This window comes from Litchfieldia sinesaloumensis, assembly GCF_900156865.1.
Classification (GTDB): domain Bacteria; phylum Bacillota; class Bacilli; order Bacillales; family Bacillaceae_L; genus Ferdinandcohnia; species Ferdinandcohnia sinesaloumensis.
The window spans coordinates 1,261,598-1,282,565 of sequence record NZ_LT732529.1 but is presented as its reverse complement, the minus strand read 5'-3'; the positions used below and the strand labels follow the sequence as shown (position 1 = coordinate 1,282,565).

28 protein-coding genes are annotated in these 20,968 nt (G+C 37.4%); 21 read left to right on the top strand and 7 right to left on the bottom strand.

From position 1 onward, the window contains the following. Positions 1-55 precede the first annotated feature (55 nt). Together CZ490_RS06275 and CZ490_RS06270 are read left to right on the top strand one after the other, a co-directional pair. Positions 56-274 carry a YozE family protein gene (locus tag CZ490_RS06275; RefSeq protein ID WP_077618099.1) on the top strand — a complete coding sequence of 73 codons (219 nt, stop codon included), beginning with the start codon at positions 56-58 and terminating at the stop codon, positions 272-274. Positions 275-578: 304 nt separating this feature from the next. Next, positions 579-1,271: a hypothetical protein gene (locus tag CZ490_RS06270; RefSeq protein WP_077618098.1), complete on the top strand. Its 693-nt coding sequence runs from the start codon at positions 579-581 to the stop codon at positions 1,269-1,271. Here CZ490_RS06270 and CZ490_RS06265 read toward each other — a convergent pair. Then, complete coding sequence (locus CZ490_RS06265) at positions 1,268-1,465, bottom strand: hypothetical protein (protein WP_077618097.1); 198 nt, start codon at positions 1,463-1,465, stop codon at positions 1,268-1,270. The two genes, CZ490_RS06270 and CZ490_RS06265, sit on opposite strands and share 4 nt — an antisense overlap. A gap of 145 nt (positions 1,466-1,610) precedes the next feature. Between CZ490_RS06265 and CZ490_RS06260 the strand changes: the two genes are divergently transcribed. Together CZ490_RS06260 and CZ490_RS06255 are read left to right on the top strand one after the other, a co-directional pair. Continuing rightward, positions 1,611-1,778, top strand: a complete 168-nt coding sequence (locus tag CZ490_RS06260; RefSeq protein ID WP_077620958.1) for a YozD family protein — start codon at positions 1,611-1,613, stop codon at positions 1,776-1,778. Between the two features lie 105 nt (positions 1,779-1,883). Beyond that, positions 1,884-2,654, top strand: coding sequence for a sporulation protein (locus CZ490_RS06255; protein ID WP_077618096.1), 771 nt, complete (start codon positions 1,884-1,886; stop codon positions 2,652-2,654). A gap of 41 nt (positions 2,655-2,695) precedes the next feature. On the opposite strand, the gene CZ490_RS22475 is transcribed toward CZ490_RS06255, so the two are convergent. Further along, on the bottom strand, positions 2,696-2,842 hold the full coding sequence (locus CZ490_RS22475) for a hypothetical protein (protein ID WP_010281467.1): 147 nt from the start codon (positions 2,840-2,842) through the stop codon (positions 2,696-2,698). A gap of 15 nt (positions 2,843-2,857) precedes the next feature. Further along, on the bottom strand, positions 2,858-2,992 hold the full coding sequence (locus tag CZ490_RS22800) for a hypothetical protein (RefSeq protein ID WP_268762033.1): 135 nt from the start codon (positions 2,990-2,992) through the stop codon (positions 2,858-2,860). 131 nt (positions 2,993-3,123) lie between these two features. On the opposite strand from CZ490_RS22800, the gene deoD reads away from it, so the two are divergent. The 5 genes from deoD (at position 3,124) to CZ490_RS06230 (ending at position 6,272) form a co-directional block, all read left to right on the top strand. Next, the gene (gene deoD / locus CZ490_RS06250) at positions 3,124-3,828 is read left to right on the top strand and encodes a purine-nucleoside phosphorylase (RefSeq protein WP_077618095.1); all 705 of its coding nucleotides are present in this window, start codon (positions 3,124-3,126) and stop codon (positions 3,826-3,828) included. Positions 3,829-3,891: 63 nt separating this feature from the next. Next, positions 3,892-4,704: a hypothetical protein gene (locus CZ490_RS06245; protein ID WP_077618094.1), complete on the top strand. Its 813-nt coding sequence runs from the start codon at positions 3,892-3,894 to the stop codon at positions 4,702-4,704. Between the two features lie 83 nt (positions 4,705-4,787). Next, positions 4,788-5,027 carry a hypothetical protein gene (locus CZ490_RS06240; protein ID WP_077618093.1) on the top strand — a complete coding sequence of 80 codons (240 nt, stop codon included), beginning with the start codon at positions 4,788-4,790 and terminating at the stop codon, positions 5,025-5,027. A 96-nt stretch (positions 5,028-5,123) separates the two neighbouring features. Continuing rightward, positions 5,124-5,933 (top strand): DNA-formamidopyrimidine glycosylase, encoded by an 810-nt coding sequence (mutM, locus tag CZ490_RS06235; protein ID WP_077618092.1) that lies wholly within the window; start codon positions 5,124-5,126, stop codon positions 5,931-5,933. A gap of 72 nt (positions 5,934-6,005) precedes the next feature. Then, the gene (locus CZ490_RS06230) at positions 6,006-6,272 is read left to right on the top strand and encodes a phosphocarrier protein HPr (RefSeq protein WP_077618091.1); all 267 of its coding nucleotides are present in this window, start codon (positions 6,006-6,008) and stop codon (positions 6,270-6,272) included. 41 nt (positions 6,273-6,313) lie between these two features. Here the strand turns inward: CZ490_RS06230 and CZ490_RS06225 are convergent, their stop codons facing one another. Beyond that, the gene (locus CZ490_RS06225) at positions 6,314-6,550 is read right to left on the bottom strand and encodes a hypothetical protein (protein ID WP_077618090.1); all 237 of its coding nucleotides are present in this window, start codon (positions 6,548-6,550) and stop codon (positions 6,314-6,316) included. A 168-nt stretch (positions 6,551-6,718) separates the two neighbouring features. Here CZ490_RS06225 and CZ490_RS06220 point away from each other — a divergent pair, with 168 nt between their 5' ends. From CZ490_RS06220 to CZ490_RS06210, 3 genes are read left to right on the top strand one after another with little or no spacing between them, the layout of a single operon-like run. Then, positions 6,719-7,069 carry a YojF family protein gene (locus tag CZ490_RS06220; protein WP_077618089.1) on the top strand — a complete coding sequence of 117 codons (351 nt, stop codon included), beginning with the start codon at positions 6,719-6,721 and terminating at the stop codon, positions 7,067-7,069. A gap of 44 nt (positions 7,070-7,113) precedes the next feature. Continuing rightward, a complete protein-coding gene (bshB2, locus tag CZ490_RS06215) occupies positions 7,114-7,779 on the top strand; it encodes a bacillithiol biosynthesis deacetylase BshB2 (protein ID WP_077618088.1) in 666 nt (221 codons plus the stop codon). A 46-nt stretch (positions 7,780-7,825) separates the two neighbouring features. Further along, complete coding sequence (locus tag CZ490_RS06210) at positions 7,826-8,110, top strand: hypothetical protein (RefSeq protein WP_077618087.1); 285 nt, start codon at positions 7,826-7,828, stop codon at positions 8,108-8,110. A 47-nt stretch (positions 8,111-8,157) separates the two neighbouring features. Here CZ490_RS06210 and CZ490_RS22795 read toward each other — a convergent pair whose 3' ends face one another. After that, the gene (locus CZ490_RS22795; RefSeq protein ID WP_268762031.1) at positions 8,158-8,286 is read right to left on the bottom strand and encodes a hypothetical protein; all 129 of its coding nucleotides are present in this window, start codon (positions 8,284-8,286) and stop codon (positions 8,158-8,160) included. A 94-nt stretch (positions 8,287-8,380) separates the two neighbouring features. Between CZ490_RS22795 and CZ490_RS06205 the strand changes: the two genes are divergently transcribed. Further along, entirely contained in the window at positions 8,381-9,214 is an 834-nt protein-coding gene (locus CZ490_RS06205) for a deoxyribonuclease IV (RefSeq protein ID WP_077618086.1), read from the top strand. A gap of 183 nt (positions 9,215-9,397) precedes the next feature. Here the strand turns inward: CZ490_RS06205 and CZ490_RS06200 are convergent, their stop codons facing one another. Beyond that, on the bottom strand, positions 9,398-10,762 hold the full coding sequence (locus tag CZ490_RS06200) for an MATE family efflux transporter (protein WP_077618085.1): 1,365 nt from the start codon (positions 10,760-10,762) through the stop codon (positions 9,398-9,400). Between the two features lie 183 nt (positions 10,763-10,945). Between CZ490_RS06200 and CZ490_RS06195 the strand changes: the two genes are divergently transcribed. The 5 genes from CZ490_RS06195 to CZ490_RS06180 all read left to right on the top strand — a co-directional run bounded on the left by CZ490_RS06195 (position 10,946) and on the right by CZ490_RS06180 (position 15,990). Further along, entirely contained in the window at positions 10,946-12,184 is a 1,239-nt protein-coding gene (locus CZ490_RS06195) for a DHH family phosphoesterase (RefSeq protein WP_077618084.1), read from the top strand. Positions 12,185-12,298: 114 nt separating this feature from the next. Continuing rightward, positions 12,299-12,385, top strand: coding sequence for a putative holin-like toxin (locus CZ490_RS23085; protein ID WP_223254366.1), 87 nt, complete (start codon positions 12,299-12,301; stop codon positions 12,383-12,385). Positions 12,386-12,648: 263 nt separating this feature from the next. Continuing rightward, the gene (locus tag CZ490_RS06190; RefSeq protein WP_142255339.1) at positions 12,649-13,533 is read left to right on the top strand and encodes an ATP-binding protein; all 885 of its coding nucleotides are present in this window, start codon (positions 12,649-12,651) and stop codon (positions 13,531-13,533) included. A gap of 10 nt (positions 13,534-13,543) precedes the next feature. Next, positions 13,544-15,460 carry a vWA domain-containing protein gene (locus tag CZ490_RS06185; protein ID WP_077618083.1) on the top strand — a complete coding sequence of 639 codons (1,917 nt, stop codon included), beginning with the start codon at positions 13,544-13,546 and terminating at the stop codon, positions 15,458-15,460. A 98-nt stretch (positions 15,461-15,558) separates the two neighbouring features. Then, entirely contained in the window at positions 15,559-15,990 is a 432-nt protein-coding gene (locus CZ490_RS06180) for a hypothetical protein (protein ID WP_234987176.1), read from the top strand. Positions 15,991-16,044: 54 nt separating this feature from the next. On the opposite strand, the gene CZ490_RS06175 is transcribed toward CZ490_RS06180, so the two are convergent. Continuing rightward, entirely contained in the window at positions 16,045-16,491 is a 447-nt protein-coding gene (locus tag CZ490_RS06175) for a cupredoxin domain-containing protein (RefSeq protein WP_077618081.1), read from the bottom strand. A gap of 147 nt (positions 16,492-16,638) precedes the next feature. Here CZ490_RS06175 and CZ490_RS06170 point away from each other — a divergent pair, with 147 nt between their 5' ends. From CZ490_RS06170 to CZ490_RS06160, 3 genes are all read left to right on the top strand, one after another. Continuing rightward, entirely contained in the window at positions 16,639-17,766 is a 1,128-nt protein-coding gene (locus tag CZ490_RS06170) for a histidine kinase N-terminal domain-containing protein (protein ID WP_234987175.1), read from the top strand. Between the two features lie 81 nt (positions 17,767-17,847). Continuing rightward, on the top strand, positions 17,848-20,019 hold the full coding sequence (locus CZ490_RS06165) for a DNA topoisomerase III (RefSeq protein WP_077618080.1): 2,172 nt from the start codon (positions 17,848-17,850) through the stop codon (positions 20,017-20,019). 181 nt (positions 20,020-20,200) lie between these two features. Continuing rightward, complete coding sequence (locus tag CZ490_RS06160) at positions 20,201-20,935, top strand: glucose 1-dehydrogenase (protein WP_077618079.1); 735 nt, start codon at positions 20,201-20,203, stop codon at positions 20,933-20,935. Positions 20,936-20,968: the final 33 nt, after the last annotated feature.

Sequence of the window (20,968 nt, the reverse complement as noted above, 5' to 3'; positions counted from 1 at the left end):
TCATTACGTGATAAAATGACCTAAAAACGCTTCATAAGACTAGGATGTGGTTGTTTTGGGGAAGTCATTTTATCATTATATTGTGAAGTTTCGTGCAGCTAAAGCGAAGGATGAGATCAGTCAATTAGCGAATGATATGTATTTGGATCACAGCTTTCCAATTTACTCGAAAGACTATGACGAATTAAGTTCATATTTGGAACTTAACGGGCATTATTTAAAAAGCATGAGTATTTTTGACAAAGCTTGGGAGCTATACGAAAACGAAGCCTAGCTTTTTTTACCACCGAGACGCAAATTCTCGGTGGTATTTTACACTTTGACTAGTAATAGGTAGAAATACTGTCGCTAATTCGAAAATACTGTCACTAGAACGATTTACTGCCACTAACATAAAAACTCCACTCTTCAAAATCAAAATAGACCTTTAAATCGAACACTCTACCCCCATAAACTTTAGGCTCGGCACTCCTCAATTTTTCTTTCTTCACACGCCTTAAACCAATGCCGTTTTGCAAAAGACTTGCATATACTATTTCACACCCTTTAAATCGACAGCAAAGCAGAGGGATGACAATATGGATGGTAAACGGAAGAAGCCCAAATACAAGATTGGTGATATCGTTGTCGTTACGTTATATGGAACAGTAGGGTCAATATCGGATATCCGCCAACTCGACGGAAATTACCTATATAAAGTAAATAAAGGCGAGGTATTTTACTCAGAATCCGCACTAACTTTGCTTGCCGAGTACAAAGCAAAGCCGATGGAAGTTGAACGAATAGATATTGAATATAAGTATTATTTCGGGGACCTTGTCTTTGTGCAAGGATATGACAATGATGTATTTAAAATTGTCGGCATACACACGGAAATATGGAGATATAAAGAGGGTGCATGGGAGGATGTGATTTACGAACTAGCGCGAGTGACAGACGGTGAGTGGCTCGAAGCGGGAGAAGATGAGCTCACTCTACTTGCAGATTTTGATCAAGCCGAAACATTCCTTCAAAAATATTCGTTGAAGTATTTTGTCAATAAGAAAAACAAAAACGTGGGGATGTATGAAAATATGGATATCTATCGTAAATCCGAGAAAGATCAAATGCGTGTCAAAAAAGAAAAACAAGAAATTATAGATGGCTTACTTGATGTGTACAACGACTATAAGATCCTGTACGAAATGTTCCAGGACCCTAAATATAAAGAAGTGATGGATTTAGCAATGAAAAACTTACAAAAACTTGAGTCTAGGAAAGGTAACGACTAACCAATGAATAGAGCTTGGATTAACACATAAATGAAATATGGGATCCCAAAAAACAAAATAGCAGAAAATAATCCTTTTGTTACTTTTCCTAATACTTTGTCAAACCCGTCTCCATCAACAAACTCGAGGATTTTGTTTGTCTGATTAACTTGTTCTTTTACTGGAAATTTTACAATTACGGCTTGCTTCGTCATGAGAACCCCTCCATTAGGCTTGTCCACTATTTATAACCATCCTATGTATGAACTTTTCATTTCATGACCAAAAAATTAAATACATATGAAATTGACATAGGTGGAGTTCTATGAACATAAAACTTAAGTAAAGGGGGCGATCATGCTGAAGGAAATTGAGGTTGTTATCGATACGGAGGAAATTGCTGAGTTTTTCTATAACGAACTTGTCCAAAGGGGATTTGCCCCAGGTGAGGAAGAGCTAGAGGAACTAGCGGATATCACATTCGAATACTTACTCTATAAATGCGTCATCGACGAAGAGAACGAATAGGTACATATGGCGACGGGAAACCCCCGTCGTTTTTTTCGTAAAAAAAGAAACTTTTTGTACCCTAACTCGTATATTTCTATATCAACCTTTAGGGGGAATTTTACGATGTCTTTATTCAATAAAATTTTTTCGAGTATTGGAATTGGCAGTGCAAGAGTGGATACAAAGCTTACAACAGATAAGTTAAAAGCAGGAGAACAAGTATCTGGCGTTGTCGAGATAATTGGTGGAAATACAGAACAGCAAATTGATGAAATCTATCTTTCCTTGGTTACGAATTATTTAAAAGAAGTGAACGACAGAAAAGTGAGCAGACAAGTAACGATTGAAAAAGTTAAAATTGTAGAACGCTTTACGATTGGAAACAACGAAAAACGAGAAATTCCGTTTTCATTTGTTTTACCAATTGATACACCGGCTACCCTTGGGAAAACAAGAGTGTGGATTCAAACTGGCTTAGATATTAAAAATGCTGTGGATCCATCGGATAAAGATTATATCTCAGTAGCACCATCGCCATTAGCTGCAGGTGTATTAAATGCGATATATGATTTAGGATTCAGCCTTCGTAAAGTTGAATGTGAGGCTGCGCCATATCGACTAAGAAAACGATTACCGTTTGTTCAGGAATTTGAGTTTGTGCCAACGAGTGGGGAGTATCGTGGACGATTAGACGAGGTTGAGGTCATGTTCTTTCCGCAATCTACAAATCGCATGGAAGTCATGATGCAAGTGGATAGACGTGCCCGAGGATTAAGTAGTTTCTTAGCAGAGGCATTAGACATGGATGAATCCTTTGTTAATTTCACGATTACTACTGATGATCTACCGAATATAAAATCTAAAATAAATCAAATCATTGGCCGTTATAGCTGATTGAAAAGGGGTGTCCTGTTATAGGACGCCCCTTCGTTTCTTTATTCATTATGCCCGGGTCCGTTTTTACGGCCACCGGCTGCAGAGAATTCTTTTCCATGCGCGATTTGTTCTGCTTCAATTGCTTCTGGTGGTGTATGGTTATTTTTTTTAGGTGCATTTATACGATTACGATTTTTCTTACCCATTTTTATTCACTCCTCTTATTTAGGCTGCATAAAGCCATCTTTTTCAGTTTTCGATGTATTTGGTGGGTTTCCAACACCTTTTGTTGTGTTAGTTGCATTTGCATAGTCAACAGCTTGTCTTAATTTTTTACTCATCTTTTCTTTAGCCATGGACGAACACCTCCCTTAGAAATGTTACAGACTTAGCTTTCCCCATATTTTTGCGTTAATGAACGATTTTAAGTAGAATATAATTGTGGTAACATAAAATTGGTGTAATTTACTACATAGGAGGATCATAAATGAGTACACATATTGGTGCCAAACAAGGGGATATCGCTGAAACAATATTACTTCCAGGAGACCCATTACGTGCAAAATATATTGCTGAAAACTTTTTTGAAAATGTAACTTGCTATAATGAAGTTCGTGGAATGCTTGGATTTACTGGTACATATAAAGGAAAGCGTGTTTCTGTACAAGGTACAGGAATGGGGGTTCCTTCCATTTCAATCTACATACATGAATTAATGAATGAGTATGGTGTCCAAAACTTAATACGCGTTGGTACATGTGGTGCTATTCAAAAGGATGTTAAGGTTCGTGATGTTATCTTAGCGATGACATCATCAACAAACTCCCAAATGAATCGCATTAACTTTGGTACTGTCGACTTCGCACCGACTGCATCTTTTGATTTACTTCGAAAAGCATACGATGCTGGAACTGAAAAAGGTCTTAAATTAAAAGTAGGTAATGTATTTACAAGTGATGTGTTTTACAATGAAAATGCCGAATTAGAGAAATGGGCACAGTATGGAATACTTGCAGTGGAAATGGAGACAACTGCTCTCTATACACTGGCAGCTAAATTTGGTCGCAATGCATTATCCGTTTTAACGGTAAGTGATCATATTTTAACTGGGGAAGAAACAACAGCTGAAGAACGTCAAACAACATTTAATGAGATGATTGAGGTTGCATTAGAAGCAGCATTAAAAGAGTAAAGCAAAAGGGGGAAAAGATTTCGGTTTTCGAGATTTTTTCCTCTTTTATTAGGGTGATTAATGATGATGAGTCGAATTGCAAGATATGGCGTGACGTTCGCAATTGTATTGTTTGCTGTTTTTTATAGTTCGAAATTTTTCACACCAACAGAACAGTACACGAACACGGATGAAGAACTTAAAGGTGAGTTAATTGTAAATGGTTTTAAGATGGAAGGAATCACATTTTATGGGAATCAAGTTCTTGCATTACTTGAGGAAGAAGGAGAGAGAAAGCTTTATATTGGTGACCATCAACAAGCAACTATTGATAATTTAAAGCCATGGGCTGATTTTCAAGTGCCTAAAAGCTCTGTCAAAAGATATCAGGGTGTTGAGGTCAATCCGGATGCGCACTTATTATATTTATATGGAAAAAAAGAAGATGACAGCAATTTTATTGAGTTTATTAATATCGCGACAAAACAAAAATTGTCTGAAATGTCCTTCGAGAATGCAGCAGAAATTAGCAATATTAAATTTAAAAATGGCTATATGGAGGGTATGCTATACGCTAAAACAAGTAGGGAAGAGCATATTGGTCAGATCATCTTTAATACACCAGAATTCAACTCTCAAACGATCTTGCTTAAGGTCGACCTTCCATCTAAAGATGCCTCGATTGACTGGGTTGACGCAAATCCAGAGCTTGAATATCTTGTTTATACGATTAAAGAAAAAGGCAAAGTATCAGCATATGTTCATCAATTAGCTACGAATGAAACCACTCAAATCAAAAAGTTTAGTGGTGATAAATTTTTATTTGATGGTGAAGAGCTTGTCGGATTTAAATCAGATAAAGACAAACTTGAAATAAAAGTATACGAATATAAATAAATTGTTCATGAAAAATAGATTTTACTGATATTTACAGTTTAAACACCCCTAAAAAGAAGATACTTTTAAAGAGGTGATGAACTATGAATCATGAGAAGGATTATGACCGTGATCAAGATCGTGAAGATATGCTCACTGATACTACGTTAAGAGAAATACTCGAGACAGCCTATAATGCCGAATCCGAGTTAATGCGACGATATTTGATTACTGCTGAACGAATTCATCATGACGGTGACCTCAAAGAACGACTAGCGAATTTCGCAGAAGGTAATGCAAAACGAACCAAACAACTACAAAATGAAATTGAAAAATTACATTAACACTGGCCACGGAGGAAATCCTTCGTGGCTATTTACATACATGTTTTGTGCGCTAAATGTTTATCCTAAACGAAAACATTTAGCGGAGGATTCATCATGCCGGAACTACCTGAAATGGAAACCTATAAAAATCTACTCCAATTAAAAATTGCAGGATACTCAATTAAGTCCGTCGAGGTTAACCGCGAAAAATCGATCAATACCTCGGTCTCCGAGTTTACAAAGGAGCTTATTGAAAATAAGATTACTCAGATTCAACGTAGAGGAAAGCATCTTATCTTTGAACTTGCTAGCGGAAAACAATTGTTACTTCATCTTATGCTCGGTGGTCTAATGTATATTGAGACTGATGAGTCGACTATATCAAGGACAAAGCAAGTAATTCTTAATTTTGGAGGGCATCGACTTTGCTTTATCGGTCTCCGATTAGGCTATCTCCACCTGCTTACCCCTCAGGAAGTTGAAGCCGAATTAGCAGATTTAGGCCCTGAACCACTTCAACCTAATTTTACACTTCAGGAGTTTGAAAGATTAGTCGACAACAAAAGGGGAATGCTCAAAACAACTCTAGTCGATCAACATTTCATCGCAGGTATCGGAAATTGTTATTCCGATGAAATCTGCTTTGCTGCAGAGCTTCTACCAACTCAAACATTTGATACTCTTAGCGGCGAGGAAATTCAACGCTTATATCAGTCGATACAAAATGTTTTTCAAGAAGCGCTTCGGTTCGGTGGATATATGGAGCAGCCCCTTTTTAAGGACGATCAATTAACTGGTGGTTATGATGAAAAGTGCAAAATCTATGACCGTGAAGGTGAACCCTGTGTACGTTGTGGTTCGACTATTGTTAAGAAAGATGTGTCATCGAGGAAAACTTTTTTTTGTCCAAATTGCCAAATCTAAAAAAATATACTTGATTATCATGGGCATTAATGGCTATTCTATAGAAGAAGAATAATAGAAAGAGGGATACTAATGGCAGAAAAAACATTTACTATTACAAGCGATGCTGGATTACACGCAAGACCGGCTACCAAGTTAGTACATAAAGCAAGCCAATACCAATCAGAAATTACACTTACTTTCAATTCTAAGTCAGTCAACCTTAAATCAATTATGGGCGTAATGTCTCTAGGCGTACCAAAAGGTTCTTCAATCGTAATTCAAGCTGAAGGTAACGATGCTGATGCAGCAATCGAAGGTCTTGAATCTGTATTAAAAGAAGAAAACTTAGGGGAATAATCCAACAAAAAACAACCATCCTCGTGATGGTTGTTTTTTTATTAGGCCGTTTCTTCTCCTTCATCCTTGGAAACGACTAAGGCCCCATGACGAATTAAGTATTGAAAATGGGAGAGTGGAAAAACCCCTTTTTGCTTCGACTCTAGTTCAATACGGACAGATGTATTATTTATCTCAACAACTTTTAAAGTCTTTGCTTCACATAAATTTGGAACGAATTTAGACGTAATGCCGAATTCCATATTATTCACTAATTCAATATTTTCTCTAGCAGCCAATTTGTTCACCACCTTCTTCACATAGGTAATATACCCAATACATAGAAAATCATACCATATTCGTCACTTTTTAGTTGTATTTTCAATTTGTAGTACGCAATATTGGAATTTTATCGATAAAATCGGTAATATTTAAATATGATACTTTAGAGTTTGGAGGATTCACATTTGAAACCGATTGAAAAAGAAGATGTGCAAAATTTAATCAACCGTTTTGCAAATCAAAACGTTTATATTCACCTTGAAACAACAAATGGCGCATATGCTGTTCATTCAGGCGCACGCAAAACATCTGCAGGTGCTTTCATTCGAAATGCCCTTGTTACATATTCAGAAGGGAAAATTGTTGGTAACGACCCGTATCGTGTAGGTCTTAAGATGGATATCGGCTGGATTTATGCTGAGGGATTAACAGATTGGGAACTAGATGAAGAGGATCGTTTATTACTAGCTGGCCATGATGAAGAAGGAAAGCTGGCTGTTGCCCTTCAGATTAGCACAACCCCATTTAAAATTTAGTGTCACTTGTTCGCTTAGAGACACTTAAACAAAGGAGTAATAAAATGGAACGACATATATTAATCGTGCTTCCACACCCAGATGACGAAGCTTTTGGTGTGTCAGGTTTAATTAGTTTAAATACAGAAAAAGGGGTTCCAGTTACATATGCCTGCCTCACACTTGGTGAAATGGGTAGAAATCTTGGTAATCCGTTTTTCGCAACCCGGGAGACCTTGCCAGAAATACGCAAAAAAGAGCTAAGAGATGCATGTAAAGCCTGCGGTATCTCTGATTTACGTATGTTAGGTTACCGCGATAAAACATTGGAATTCTTAGATCCAGAAGATATTGCAGACACCATCGAAGAAATCATTAAAGATGTGAATCCTTCACTTGTCATTACGTTCTATCCAGGTCACGGTGTTCATCCAGACCATGATGCGACAGGAGAGGCTACAATCCGTGCTGTTAAGCGCATTCCGAAAGAAAATCGACCAGTCGTTTATTGTAAGGCAATTACCCATAACCGTGTCGAAAAAATCGGTGAACACGATGTTGAATTTGACGTAAGTGAAGTACTCGAAAAGAAAATTGCAACATTAAAAGCACATCGCTCCCAAACAGAAGGTTTAATGGGGAACTTACTTCAAAAAGTCGAAGGTCATGACAGTGAAATGATTGAGTGGCTACGAAAAGAAGTCTATTGGACATATAAATTTGATGATTAATACTTGGAGCTCGTTTGGCTCTTAGACAAAAGGGGCTCTTACAAATATGGAGAATTATCCTGTAGGTTTTGATCAGCTCTTAAAAGCTTATCAGTCTCTTTGGAATAATCGGAGACTTTGGCAAAAGGACTTAAGTAGTGAAGATATTCTTCGGTTTACTATTCGAAGAGATCTGCTTGATGAATTAACCCACCCGAGACTCCGCAAAACGCCATATGAAAAATTTTTTTTGGCATGTAAACGAATATTCGACTCTAGCTTACCGATTGAAGAGAAGCTAAGTCTCCAGCACATTTACCTAGAAGAAATGGAAAAGGTAAAAAACGTGTAAACTCATACATTTAGAACAAAGAGCGAAACATGGATTTCGCTCTTTGTTTATTGTTCATCATCTTCTGCTATTGAACTAAGCTTTTCTGGGGATACAATATACAAACCCATTTCCTCTTCTAATTCTTCAATTGACTTATTTAAAACAACTTCATCCTTGAATGTAAACTTTTCCAATTTTCCCACCTCAAAATCTAGTATGCCCACTAACTGAATATTTCCTACGTTGTTTGAAAAATCTAAGTGTATATGTAAATTAGGAGACGAATATATGAGATTTGGAAGTCATATCAGTATACGTGATGGCTACTTAGGTGCGGCACGGCACGCAACGAAAATAGGTGCACGCTCTTTTCAATATTTTCCGAAGAATCCTCGAAGTTTATCTGTAAAAAAATATGATAGACGTGATGCAATAGAATGTGCAGAGTTTTGCAAGGAACACGATTTACTAACAATCGCACACACTCCTTATCCAACAAACCTAGTCGCAGATGAGAAACAAATTCAGCTTGTTCAAGACTCTCTACTAAATGATTTAGAGATCGCAAATGAGTGCGGATCCATAGGCGTAGTCGTTCATTTTGGCGTCTTAAAGAACACTGAAAATCCTCTCGAAGGCTATCAGCGAATGATACAAACCTTAAATGATGTTCTATCGAGGTGGGATGGAGAAGCATTGGCGTTGTTAGAAAATAATGCAGGAAAAAGCGGACCGACTGGAACAACAATTGAGGAGCTCGTCCAAATCAGACAACTAACAGACTATCCTGATAAAATAGGCTTTTGCCTCGATACATGTCATGTGTTCGCTAGTGGTGTATGGACCGGTGATAATTGGAGTGATGTCGAAGCAAAAGGAATAGAGCTTGGGTATTTTGAACATCTAAAAGCCGTACACTTAAATAATTCTGCATACCCAACAAGATCAATGAAGGACCGCCACGCCAATATTCCGTACGGAGAAATTAAGGTAGAGCAAATTAAAGAGCTCCTCTCGAGTTCTATATTTGGTGAAATTCCATTTGTACTAGAAACTCCCCACGAGAGTAGATTCTCCCACCAGGATGAGATAGCTTATCTGAATGAGTTGATGGGGGAGTAACGCTTGACTGGGGTGATCGGTATACCTATTTAGGGGTGGCGTACTATATCATTTGGCTCCTAATCGGGATACCATTTATCGTTTCACGGTGGCGTGCTATATCGTTTAGCTCCTAATAAGTATAACCAGTTTGATTTTAAACAAAAAAGGGATGCCCACAAATAGTGGCCATCCCCGTTTCATTTACTCCGTACCCAAATCCAACCTTGCAGTTTTTCTCTGTACGCTTAGCAATCGACCCGATAAAGTAATTGCGCCAGCTGCTAGACCAACAATTAATCCAATCCAATATCCAAACGCTCCGAGAGTCGTCAAATTTGCTAGTGCATACCCGACAGGCAAGCCAATTACCCAATAAGAGATAAGTGTCATTACGAAAGTGGTATTCACATCTTTATATCCACGAAGTGCCCCTTGGATAGGTGCAGCAATTGCATCAGATAGTTGGAAGAAGATGGCATAAATTAAAAACTGCGTTGTCAATTCAATTACAGCAGTATCCGTCGAATACATTTTTGCGATTGGCTCTTGAAGAACTATGATAATTGATGCACAAACTAGTGCCATCACCACCGCAATACAAATACCGAGTAAACTGTATTGTTTAGCGTCATTAAACCTTTTTGCACCAATCTCATAACCAACCACGATTGTAAGTGCCATTGAAATGCTTAATGGTATCATATAGAGTAAAGTCGAAAAATTAATCGCTACTTGGTGTGCAGCAATTGTAATTGTACTAAATTCACTCATTAGCAACGTCACTGCAGAGAAAATACTAGTTTCAAAAAAGATCGCAAATCCAATTGGTAACCCGAGCTTTAAGATTTCGCCCCAGCTTGAAAACGATACTGAATAGAGTTTGCCGAAAACACGATATTCCGAAAACGGTGTCCTACTTAAAATAATCCAAATGGATAATACCACAATGAGCCAGTACGTAATGGCTGTTGCATAGCCGGCCCCAGCACCACCCAGTTCAGGAAAGCCAAACTTTCCAAAAATCAATAGATAATTGAATATCACATTTATCGGTAGTGAAGACAGCGTAATAATCATCGTTACACGAGTATGACCAAGGGCATCAATGAATGACCTCAATACAGAATAAATAAAAAGTGGCACAATTCCAAATGACAGTCCGATTAAGTATTCTTTTGCGATTTCACGAACCTCTGATTCAAGCTTCATTAAATCTAATATCGGATTTAACAAAAATCCACCAATTACAGTAACAACTAATGCAATAACGACTGAAATATAGACTCCTTGCATGACGGAATACGGAACCTTATCCCGTTGTTTTGCACCAACATATTGCGCAATAATCGGTGTAATTGCCAATAGGATTCCCGTTAAGCCTGTATACACCGGAACCCACAAACTTGAACCTATTGCAACGCCAGCAAGATCATATGCGCCAGCACGACCTGACATCATTGTATCAACAAAATTCATTAGATTTAATCCGATTTGGGTTACGAGAATCGGGAAGAGAATTTGAAAAAATAACTTATTTTTCTCTTTTAGATTAAATGTTTGATTCATAGTATCTTTCCTTTTACCTTCCATCTTAGATTAATGGATTATATCACAAAAATGACCACGTTGAATGCGAAATTTTATCAGTAGAATTGGGGACTCGTTCTTTTTACCTTTTTAGTGTAAAGTAGTAAATGTGTATGAAAAACGTAATTGTAATCGAAACTAGGAGTAAAGGGGGAATTCGACTTGATAAAGTTATTTTCAGATAGTGATTTAGATGGAGTAGGATGTGGACTAGTAGCCAAACTTGCTTTTGGTGAAGAAGTTGATGTTTCCTATTGCTCTTATCGTAATTTAAACGAGCGTGTAGAAAAATATATTGAAAATACTGAACACAATCAAGCAAAGATCTACATAACTGATTTGGCTGTTAATGACAAAAATGAAAAAGCATTAGAAAAGCGTCATAAAGCAGGGCACTACATACAGATGGTTGACCATCATAAAACGGCGATGCATTTTAATAAATATGATTGGGGTTTTGTACAAGCTGAATATGATTCAGGTAAGAAAACATGTGCAACTTCCCTATATTATGAGTTTCTTCGGGAAAAAAATCTGATAGCCGAACATAAAGGATTAGAAGAATTTATTGAGCTAGTTAGACTTTATGATACGTGGGAATGGGAGTCAGAAAACCAAGTCCGTGCGAAGCGATTAAATGATTTATTTTTTATCATTGGGATTGAAGAATTCGAAGCTAAAATGCTTGATAGACTTCAAAAAAATCGTGATTCCTTTGAGTTAACAGAGGGCGAAGAATTCCTATTAGATACTGAGGATAAAAAAATTGAGCGCTACATTAATTCAAAGAATCGACAGATTGTACAAACGTTTGTTGAAGAATATTGTGTTGGAGTAGTCCATGCGGAGCAATATATTTCTGAACTAGGAAATGCGCTTGGAAAACTAAATCCACATCTGGACTTAATTGCGATTCTGAATGTGGGCACAAAAAAAATCGGGCTTCGTACAATACACGATGATGTAGATGTCTCAGAATTTGCGAAACGGTATGGTGGTGGGGGACATCCAAAGGCATCTGGATGTTCAATAGGCGATTCTGCTTTTGAGCTTTTTGTAAAGAACACATTCCCATTATATGCAATTCGACATGACGCTCCTGAAAATCAGCTGAACGTAAAAGAAAACGAAAACGGAACACTTTTTGTGAATCGTAAAGGGGAAAAGTCATTTGTATTTAAGAAAGAGGACAAATGGGTGATTCACCATGATAAGAAAACAATGGATGCAAAGTTTTCATCGTTTGAAGAGGCTGAGCGTTTTATCAAACGTCAATTTGCAAGTGGTTTAGCTTTCGATAATGAACTTGTATCGTATATTGGTGATCATCTCAATAAGAAAGAGGATGCTATTAAAGCCAATCTTGATGGTGCACTTATGAGTATAAAGAACCAATTTTAGTGTTTCTCAAAATGAAACGTGTGTTCGTATGGTAAAATGTGCTATAATTAATATGCAATAGGTTGTCCATAAGGGTGGTCGGCTAAGCTCCCAGAGAAAGGGGGTGATGCCTATATGACGATTTATGAAAGTCTAGTGATTATGCTTTCGTTCGCGTCGCTTGTTGTTGCGATTTTATCTTTTGACAACAATAAAAAATAGACCTCCCTTTTTCCGCTAAAAATCGGGTGAGGTCTATTTCATCTTAGGCTGATCCTCTTAGTGGGACCAATCTATTGCTAGACCGTAGATGCTGCCAACATCTGCGGTCTATTTGTATTTTACGAGTATTTACAATAATCATACCATATCTTCACCAAAAAAGTCACAAATAGATGAAATTAAGGTGAATTCATTGCGACGCCGTTCAAACTTCTGTAAAATACGGGTGGATATTAGATATATACGAGAGGATTTGATGCTTCATGACAATTCAACTTGAAGATTTAAACTTACCAGCTACTATACAAACAGATATTTCAAATAGAAAGAGCCGCGTTTCGGGTGATGAGTTATTAATCGGTAAAGGAGGGTACACTCCTTCTGATATCAATATTATTCGTGATGCGGTCATTGCATTAAGTATCGGAAAGAATGTGCTACTAAAAGGTCCAACTGGATCTGGAAAAACAAAGCTTGCCGAAACCATTTCCCAATTATTTGCACAACCAATGTACAGCATCAACTGTTCAGTCGACCTGGATGCTGAAGCTTTACTAGGCTATAAAACGATCCAAGAACATGATGGGAAAATGAAAATTGAATTTGTGTCAGGCCCTGTCATCAATGCAATGAAGAAAGGCTACTTGCTTTACATTGATGAAATTAATATGGCGAAGCCGGAAACACTTCCAATCTTAAATGGAGTTCTTGATTACCGGAAAATGATTACAAATCCGTTTACAGCTGAAGTCGTTCGTGCAGAAAATGGCTTTGGTGTTATTGCCGCTATCAATGAAGGCTATGTAGGAACTGTTCCATTGAATGAAGCACTTAAAAACCGCTTTGTCGTTATTGATGTTCCCTATATTCAAGGCGAAACGCTGAGGGAAGTTCTTCATACACAAACCCAATTACAGGATGAGAATTTAATCAATAAATTTGTATCCTTGTCATCCGATTTAATTACCCAGGTGCGTGGGGGTATGCTTTCAGAAGAAGCTGCGTCAATACGTGCATTAATTGACACATGTGATTTGGCAATGTACATGCCGCCACTACGAGCAATCGAACGTGGCATTATTGAAAAACTTGAGGACGATCGGGAGAAAGCAGCGGTTAAAAATATAGCAGAAACACTGTTTGAGTGAGGTTTTAACAATGAGATTTATTCAATTTAATGATAAGAAGGTAGACTCCTTCTTGTTCATGGAGTTATCAGACCTTGCCAAAACAATCTCAAAAAATCCCGAACTTGAAATTGAGTTAGGCTACAAGTCATACCTGGACCCGATTCAACAAAAAATCATCATTAGCCATTTTTGGGATAATCGACCAGCGAATGACAAACGAAACGGATTACTTAGCGATGTGTTTTTACGAACAATTGGCAGTATAAAATACACGGATTTTAAAGAAATCGACCGATATTTAACATTCTGCAAAAGCTCTGAACTACCGAAGTTTGCAAAGCAATTATTGATGCTTTTTGAAGACTTTCGTCTCGAAGAGCTTTGCACTAAAGAACGTCCAGGAACTCGAAAATCGTTTACGGAGCGACGTCGTATATACCGTAAGTACTATCAAGACCAACTCCATGTAAATATGGTCAAAAGTGTACCAACGGATGCTTTATTTAATGCGCTATTTATACTTTTAACAGCACAATCACCACTTGAAGATATTCCTCCGATTCAGGAAAAGATTGATCTTGTGGTTCCGTTTCTTCGAAGACAAATTGAAAAAGTATTCGACGCAAAATCAACAAAAGAGATTGGTTCTCTTTGTCGAGAGATTGTTGACGTTTTAGAAGATGTCCTTGACGAAGACATGTTAAATACGTATTTTCATTTGCCTGAGCTGGATTATGAACGGCTTGAGGAAGGCTTAACAATTGATGACCTGAAACGGAAAGATAAACTGAAAAATAACGATGAGCTTGATGATGTAAAAAAAGGCGACGAGGACATCCATGAGGAAAAATTCGAGACGTGGCATCGAGAAACAAGCACACCTACCAAAAGCTTTTTACAATTTGATTTAGAACAAGGCTCTAAAACTAATCTAATGGGCGAGGGCGCGAGAGAAGGCGAAGAGGGTGACCAAGCGCTAGGAATTGCCCAAGGTTCGTCTCGAAAAAGTAAAAACAGCGATTATTCAAAGCTTGAAGCGATGGAATTAGTCCATACGGACAAAGAAGGATCTGCAGAATCCGAATTTGGAAAAGAAAATCGTTTTGCTTATCCCGTCTTTAAGAAAGCTCGAAAACCAACGGATGCTGAGGTTATTCAGTACGAAAAGAACAAAGCTATCATTGCTCCTTATCAAAAAAAATTAAAGCAAATGATTCTAAAAACCTTGGAGCATAAAAAGAACCTCCCCAGAGGAGACTTGCACTTTGGACGCTTAAATAAAAAACTGTTACGCATTTTTACGGACGACAATCCCAGACTCTTTTATAAAAAAGAGCAGCCATCCCATCAGATTGATGCTGTGTTCTCACTGTTAGTCGATTGCTCGGCATCAATGTACGATAAAATGGATCAAACAAAGCTCGGGATTGCCCTTTTTCATGAAGCATTAAAGTCCGTCCAGGTTCCTCATGATGTTACAGGTTTCTGGGAAGATACAAATGATGCAGATAGTACGAAACAACCAAACTACATGCAAACCGTTATTGATTTTGATTCAAGCTTAAAGAGAAACTACGGGGCGGAAATGATGCAACTCGAGCCTGAGGAGGACAACCGCGACGGTTTTTCAATCCGCTTGCAAACGAAAAAATTATTACAACGAACCGAAAAACAAAAATTCCTTCTCGTCTTTTCAGATGGCGAACCAGCAGCATTTGATTATGAGCAAAATGGAATTATAGACACACACGAAGCGGTTCTAAAAGCAAGAAAACATGGCATCGAAGTTATCAATGTCTTCTTATCAAATGGAGAGATTGATGAAGGCCAACAAACAACAATCCAAAATATCTATGGAAAATACAGCATCTTAGTTCCAAACATCGAGCAATTACCAGATGTACTATTTCCATTACTGAAGAAGCTGTTATACAAGAGCATATAAAGAGTGGCCAAAAGGGAGGAGCAAAGCTTGCATAAAGTCTTGCTCCTTTGTTTTTTCTATATTAGTGAAAAGAATGTTCTTCCATCCCCAAACATATGATGAAGTATCAAAAAAAAAATGGGGTGAACCATATGCAAGATTCAACGTCTTTTACACAGCTACGAGAAGAACTGATTACAAGATATTTCACATTAAGTGAAAAGGCGAAGGAGATTGAGAAGGAACTGAAGGAATTAAAAAAGGCTTTTAATTCGTATTTCGATGAAACAGTTGGTAAGCATGAAAAAGGGGAATCAGTAGTAGGGGATTACAAAATTCAACGCATTATTCGTTCCTCAGAAGGCTATCACAACGAGAAGATGGTTCAGAGATTAGAAGAATTAAATCTTGTTGACTGCATTCAAATTACAAAGCAGCCCGACCAACAGAAAATAGAAGCCGCCATAACTCTTGGTCTCCTTGGACAAGCAGATATTGAAGATTGTATTGTCAAAAAAACAACGAATGCCATTACAGTAAAAAAAATCTAAAAAAACAGGAGAAGAAATTCTCCTGTTTGGCATTTTTCCTAGCTACACTAAAAATTAATCTACGACAATATAACCAATCATCGGACCATTATTATTGATATCAGAGTGATTTAAGCAGATGATACGGTACATACCCTCTTCTTTAAAAGTGGCGTTAACGGTGATTTCCTCTCCTTTTTTTACAGTGCCCTTTATGTCTGTACCTTCAATGTAAAATGAATGCTCTTTCCCATTTACACCATAAATCTTAAACGTTACTTCTTTGCCATCGGGTACATAGACCGTTCCAGGATTCCAAAAGTAGGATTCAATTTCTTTGCCGTCATCCGTCTTAGATTTAAGTTCTCCAGTTGTAATATGTATCACGACATCGTCTTTCGCAGCCTGTGGTGCAATGGTTGGAATGATCTCTGGTTTCAGCCAAATCCATCCTCCAATTACGACCAATGCAGCAACAAAAGCGGTAACAATCCAACTTCTTTTAATCACTACAAAATTCATTAATCAACCCTCCTATAGTTTGTCTCAATATAATGTATGCTTGCCCTCCCATAAAACTTGTCTACTATTTTAATTTTTCTAAAATTCAAAAAGGAATTCCGCAAAATATGTAGAATAAATACATATTATGGACTTTAATCGTATTTTATGAAAGGACCTGAACAAATGAATCAAGCCGCTGCAGAACTCATCTATTACCTAGAAAGCAATCTATCATTCTTTTTAAAATCATGGAAAGAGAAATCAGTCATGTCTGAGGATGATGTTCACAAGGACAAATTAGTATTGAATGGATTATCAATGTTTGAACTCATAAAGAACTCATTGATTACTCCTATTGATGAAGAAAAACTAAAAACATTTGCTTGTAAACTGGCAGAAGAACGAGTGGAAGCAAATATTAATATCGGGGAATTTGTCTATAATGTCAATCTTGGAAGGAGCGAAATACTTAAGTATATTTATCGCTCAGGGATTGATCACGATAAACTAGAACCTATTTTCGAAGAAGTAAATCGAATCTTCGATTTATTTTCCTACCATGCTGTTTCAAAATACACGGAAATGAAAGAGAAACAGCTCCAAGATAAAATTCATTACATCGACCAAAGTCATCAGGAGCGTCTAACCATACTCGGTCAAATGGCATCGACATTTGTTCATGAATTTCGCAATCCACTTACAGCTGTAATTGGCTTTGTCAAACTCATTGGTAATGACAACCCAGACGTAAAGTACTTAGATATCATAAGCCATGAATTAAATCAGTTGAATTATAAAATTTCTCAGTTCTTGCATGTCTCAAAGAAAGAACTAATTGATAATCAGCAAGAAGAGGTCTCATTGCACAGTATGTTTACTGAAATTACCGAGTTCATCTACGCTAGTATTTTAGACGGGGATGTAAACGTTTCAACTGATATTGCTGATGATATCAGTATTACGGTAAATGAAGACGAAATTAGACAGGTATTATTGAATATACTTATGAATTCCATCGACGCATTAAGACAGCGAGAAACGGATAGAAGTATTACGATAAAAGGTCATAGATGTGATAAAGAAATTGTCGTTTCCATCTCAAACAATGGACCGGCAATACCAAAAGAATCGCTTGATACCATTTTTGAACCGTTTTATACAACTAAGGAATTTGGAACAGGGATAGGACTTTTTGTATGTAAAAAAATCATCGAAAAACATGGTGGTACCATTTCTTGTTCATCAGATTCCTACTTAACAGAATTTAAAATTACTCTCCCTAATAATCATTAAACTCGGTGTTAATACCGAGTTTTCTTTATGCCTTCAAATCCAAATCGTGTATAATAAGAAGAATGAATTGGAGGAATTGAAATGAAATCACTAGTTCTTGCTGAAAAACCATCTGTTGGGAGAGACATCGCCCGTGTCCTTAATTGTCACAAGAAGGGGAATGGCTTTTTCGAAGGAGATAAATATATCGTAACATGGGCATTAGGACATCTTGTTACACTAGCAGACCCTGAAAAATACGGGGAACAATATAAATCGTGGAAGCTAGAGCACCTACCGATTATTCCTAATCCATTAAGTCTTGTCGTAATCAAGCAAACTGGCAAACAATATAGTGCTGTAAAGACCCAAATGCACCGGAAGGATGTCGGTGAAATCATTATTGCAACGGACGCAGGTCGAGAAGGAGAACTGGTTGCTAGATGGATCATTGAAAAATCAAAAACAAGTAAACCGATTAAGCGTTTATGGATTTCATCTGTGACAGATAAAGCCATTAAACAAGGTTTTGCTACCCTCAAAAACGGAAAAGAATACGAAAATCTCTATTCTTCTGCTGTCGCACGTGCCGAGGCTGACTGGCTTGTTGGGATTAATGCTACTAGAGCATTGACAACAAAATTTAATGCACAACTCTCATGTGGCCGTGTCCAAACACCAACACTTGCCATTATTGCTAAGCGCGAAGAGGAAATTAAAAACTTCAAACCCGTTCCATACACTGAAATTAGAGCAGTAGCTGACGGTTTAACCCTAAAATGGCAGCATGAAAAAACAAAGGAGCAACGTATTTTCAAAAAAGAAGTCTCATCTTCCATTGTACGTTCCCTACAAGGACAAGAAGCCGAAATCATCGATGTCCAAACGTCGCAAAAGAAAAGCTATGCTCCACATCTTTATGATTTAACAGAGCTTCAACGTGATGCCAATAAGCGATTTGGCTTCTCAGCAAAGGAAACTTTAAATGTCCTTCAAAAGCTTTACGAACAGCACAAGCTAGTAACTTATCCACGTACAGATTCAAAATACATATCAACCGATATGATTGAGACATTGAAGGATCGAATTGAAGCATGTATGGTTCAGCCATACTCTAAAATTGGTGCAAAGATTTTGAAGAGCGGAATTAAGACGAATAAATCGTTTGTTGATAATAGCAAGGTGACAGACCACCACGCAATCATTCCAACTGAAGAGCGCCCGAATTTACAAGCTTTATCCGCTAAGGAAGAGAAAATCTATGATCTCATCGTAAAACGCTTTTTAGCCGTATTTCTTCCACCTTATACGTATGAACAAAAAACAGTACTGGCCCGTATAGGTAAAGAATCTTTCACTGCAAAAGGGATCACAGTTACGTCGATAGGGTGGAAAGAGGTTATCACTTCAATGGATGAGAATGATGATGAAGGTCAAATTCCAGCATCGATTCAGCCAGGGATGACTGTGAAGCTCCTTAGTATTAAAGAAATCAATAAAGAAACACAACCACCTAAGCCGTTCAATGAAGGTACTTTGCTCTCCGCAATGGAAAACCCTGCTAAATATATGGCAGGAGAAAGTAAAGATTTAATCGATACAATCGGCAAAACAGGTGGACTAGGTACAGTGGCAACACGTGCGGATATTATCGATAAGCTTTTCAATACATTTTTAATTGAAAAGAAAGGGCAAGACATTCATATTACGAATAAAGGGAAACAACTTTTAGAATTTGTCCCAGAGGATATAAAATCCCCCGTACTATCAGCTGAATGGGAGCAAAAACTTGAGCAAATTGCGAAAGGCCGCTTAAAGAAAAATGCTTTCATTTCAGATATAAAGCAATATACAAAAGAAGTTGTCTCTGAGATCAAAACAAGTGACTCAAAATTCAAGCATGATAATATCACAGGAACAAAATGTCCGGACTGTGGTAAATTAATGCTTGAAGTAAATGGAAAAAAAGGGAAAATGCTAGTCTGTCAAGATCGCGAATGTGGTCATCGTAAAAACATCGCGAAACTAACAAACGCAAGATGCCCGAATTGTCATAAGAAACTGGAACTGCGTGGAGAAGGGGAAGGTCAACTATTTGTGTGTAAATGTGGCCATAGAGAAAAACTATCTACCTTCAACGAGCGCCGTAAAAAGAATCAAAGTGGTAAACTATCTAAAAAAGAAGTATCCAATTACATGAAAAAGCAACAAAAGGAAGAGCCAATCAACACAGCATTAGCCGATGCACTGGCCAAACTAAAGCTAGATAAGTAAGTTTATTAAATCGAAGTATAACAACCTGAGTTTATTACAAGCTCAGGTTATTTAAGTTTGATGCAACTCTATGTATTTGTAGAATTTTGGTCAAATAATAGTACCTCAATGACCCATTTTTTAATATAAAATAAGATTGTGTTTAAAATAAATTTAGTACTGTACATAAGGAGTGGGCATTGTGAGTAAATTAGTCGGTAAAGTTGCGGTTATTACTGGTGGAGCACGTGGTATGGGAGCAGCTCATGTACGTAGGTTTGTTGCTGAAGGTGCAAAAGTTGTTTTTACGGATATTCTTGAAGATGATGGAAATTCATTAGAAAAAGAACTTGGTGATCATGCTCGATTCATTAAACAAGATGTAACAAAGGCTGATGATTGGGCAACAGTTGTTAGTGAAACAGAATCAACGTTTGGTCCAATTGATATTCTAGTCAACAATGCTGGTATCAGCATGAACAAAAGTTTAATGGAAATCACAGAAGAAGAATATAGAAGAATTTTAGACATTAATCAAGTCTCAGTTTTTCTTGGGATGAAATCAGTAGTACCGTCCATGCAAAAAACAAAGGGCGGTTCAATAATTAATATTTCTTCAATCAACGGACTCGTGGGTGGCGCGATTGGCTACACTGATACAAAATTTGCAGTACGTGGTATGACAAAAGCGGCTGCTCTTCAACTGGCTCATATGGGCATTCGTGTAAATTCCGTTCACCCTGGCGTAATTGAAACACCAATGATTGCTCAAGATGATGCAAAGGAAGCAATACAGGAATTTGCGAAATTCATCCCAAATCGTCGAATTGCAAAGCCTGAAGAAGTAACTAACATAGTTTTGTATCTAGCTTCGGATGATTCAAGTTACTCTACAGGTTCAGAATTTGTTGTAGATGGTGGACTTACAGCACAATGATAGAATGAAGGGCAAACCTGAAATAGCTAGTTC

Coding starts and splice junctions, on each gene's coding strand:
- CZ490_RS06270 (WP_077618098.1), top strand. CDS start 579: ATGGATGGTAAACGGAAGAAGCCCAAATACAAGATTGGTGATATCGTT.
- CZ490_RS06265 (WP_077618097.1), bottom strand. CDS start 1,465: ATGACGAAGCAAGCCGTAATTGTAAAATTTCCAGTAAAAGAACAAGTT.
- CZ490_RS06255 (WP_077618096.1), top strand. CDS start 1,884: ATGTCTTTATTCAATAAAATTTTTTCGAGTATTGGAATTGGCAGTGCA.
- CZ490_RS22475 (WP_010281467.1), bottom strand. CDS start 2,842: ATGGGTAAGAAAAATCGTAATCGTATAAATGCACCTAAAAAAAATAAC.
- CZ490_RS22800 (WP_268762033.1), bottom strand. CDS start 2,992: ATGGCTAAAGAAAAGATGAGTAAAAAATTAAGACAAGCTGTTGACTAT.
- deoD (WP_077618095.1), top strand. CDS start 3,124: ATGAGTACACATATTGGTGCCAAACAAGGGGATATCGCTGAAACAATA.
- CZ490_RS06245 (WP_077618094.1), top strand. CDS start 3,892: ATGATGAGTCGAATTGCAAGATATGGCGTGACGTTCGCAATTGTATTG.
- CZ490_RS06240 (WP_077618093.1), top strand. CDS start 4,788: ATGAATCATGAGAAGGATTATGACCGTGATCAAGATCGTGAAGATATG.
- mutM (WP_077618092.1), top strand. CDS start 5,124: ATGCCGGAACTACCTGAAATGGAAACCTATAAAAATCTACTCCAATTA.
- CZ490_RS06230 (WP_077618091.1), top strand. CDS start 6,006: ATGGCAGAAAAAACATTTACTATTACAAGCGATGCTGGATTACACGCA.
- bshB2 (WP_077618088.1), top strand. CDS start 7,114: ATGGAACGACATATATTAATCGTGCTTCCACACCCAGATGACGAAGCT.
- CZ490_RS06210 (WP_077618087.1), top strand. CDS start 7,826: ATGGAGAATTATCCTGTAGGTTTTGATCAGCTCTTAAAAGCTTATCAG.
- CZ490_RS06205 (WP_077618086.1), top strand. CDS start 8,381: ATGAGATTTGGAAGTCATATCAGTATACGTGATGGCTACTTAGGTGCG.
- CZ490_RS06200 (WP_077618085.1), bottom strand. CDS start 10,762: ATGAATCAAACATTTAATCTAAAAGAGAAAAATAAGTTATTTTTTCAA.
- CZ490_RS23085 (WP_223254366.1), top strand. CDS start 12,299: ATGACGATTTATGAAAGTCTAGTGATTATGCTTTCGTTCGCGTCGCTT.
- CZ490_RS06190 (WP_142255339.1), top strand. CDS start 12,649: ATGACAATTCAACTTGAAGATTTAAACTTACCAGCTACTATACAAACA.
- CZ490_RS06185 (WP_077618083.1), top strand. CDS start 13,544: ATGAGATTTATTCAATTTAATGATAAGAAGGTAGACTCCTTCTTGTTC.
- CZ490_RS06180 (WP_234987176.1), top strand. CDS start 15,559: ATGAAGTATCAAAAAAAAAATGGGGTGAACCATATGCAAGATTCAACG.
- CZ490_RS06175 (WP_077618081.1), bottom strand. CDS start 16,491: ATGAATTTTGTAGTGATTAAAAGAAGTTGGATTGTTACCGCTTTTGTT.
- CZ490_RS06170 (WP_234987175.1), top strand. CDS start 16,639: ATGAAAGGACCTGAACAAATGAATCAAGCCGCTGCAGAACTCATCTAT.
- CZ490_RS06165 (WP_077618080.1), top strand. CDS start 17,848: ATGAAATCACTAGTTCTTGCTGAAAAACCATCTGTTGGGAGAGACATC.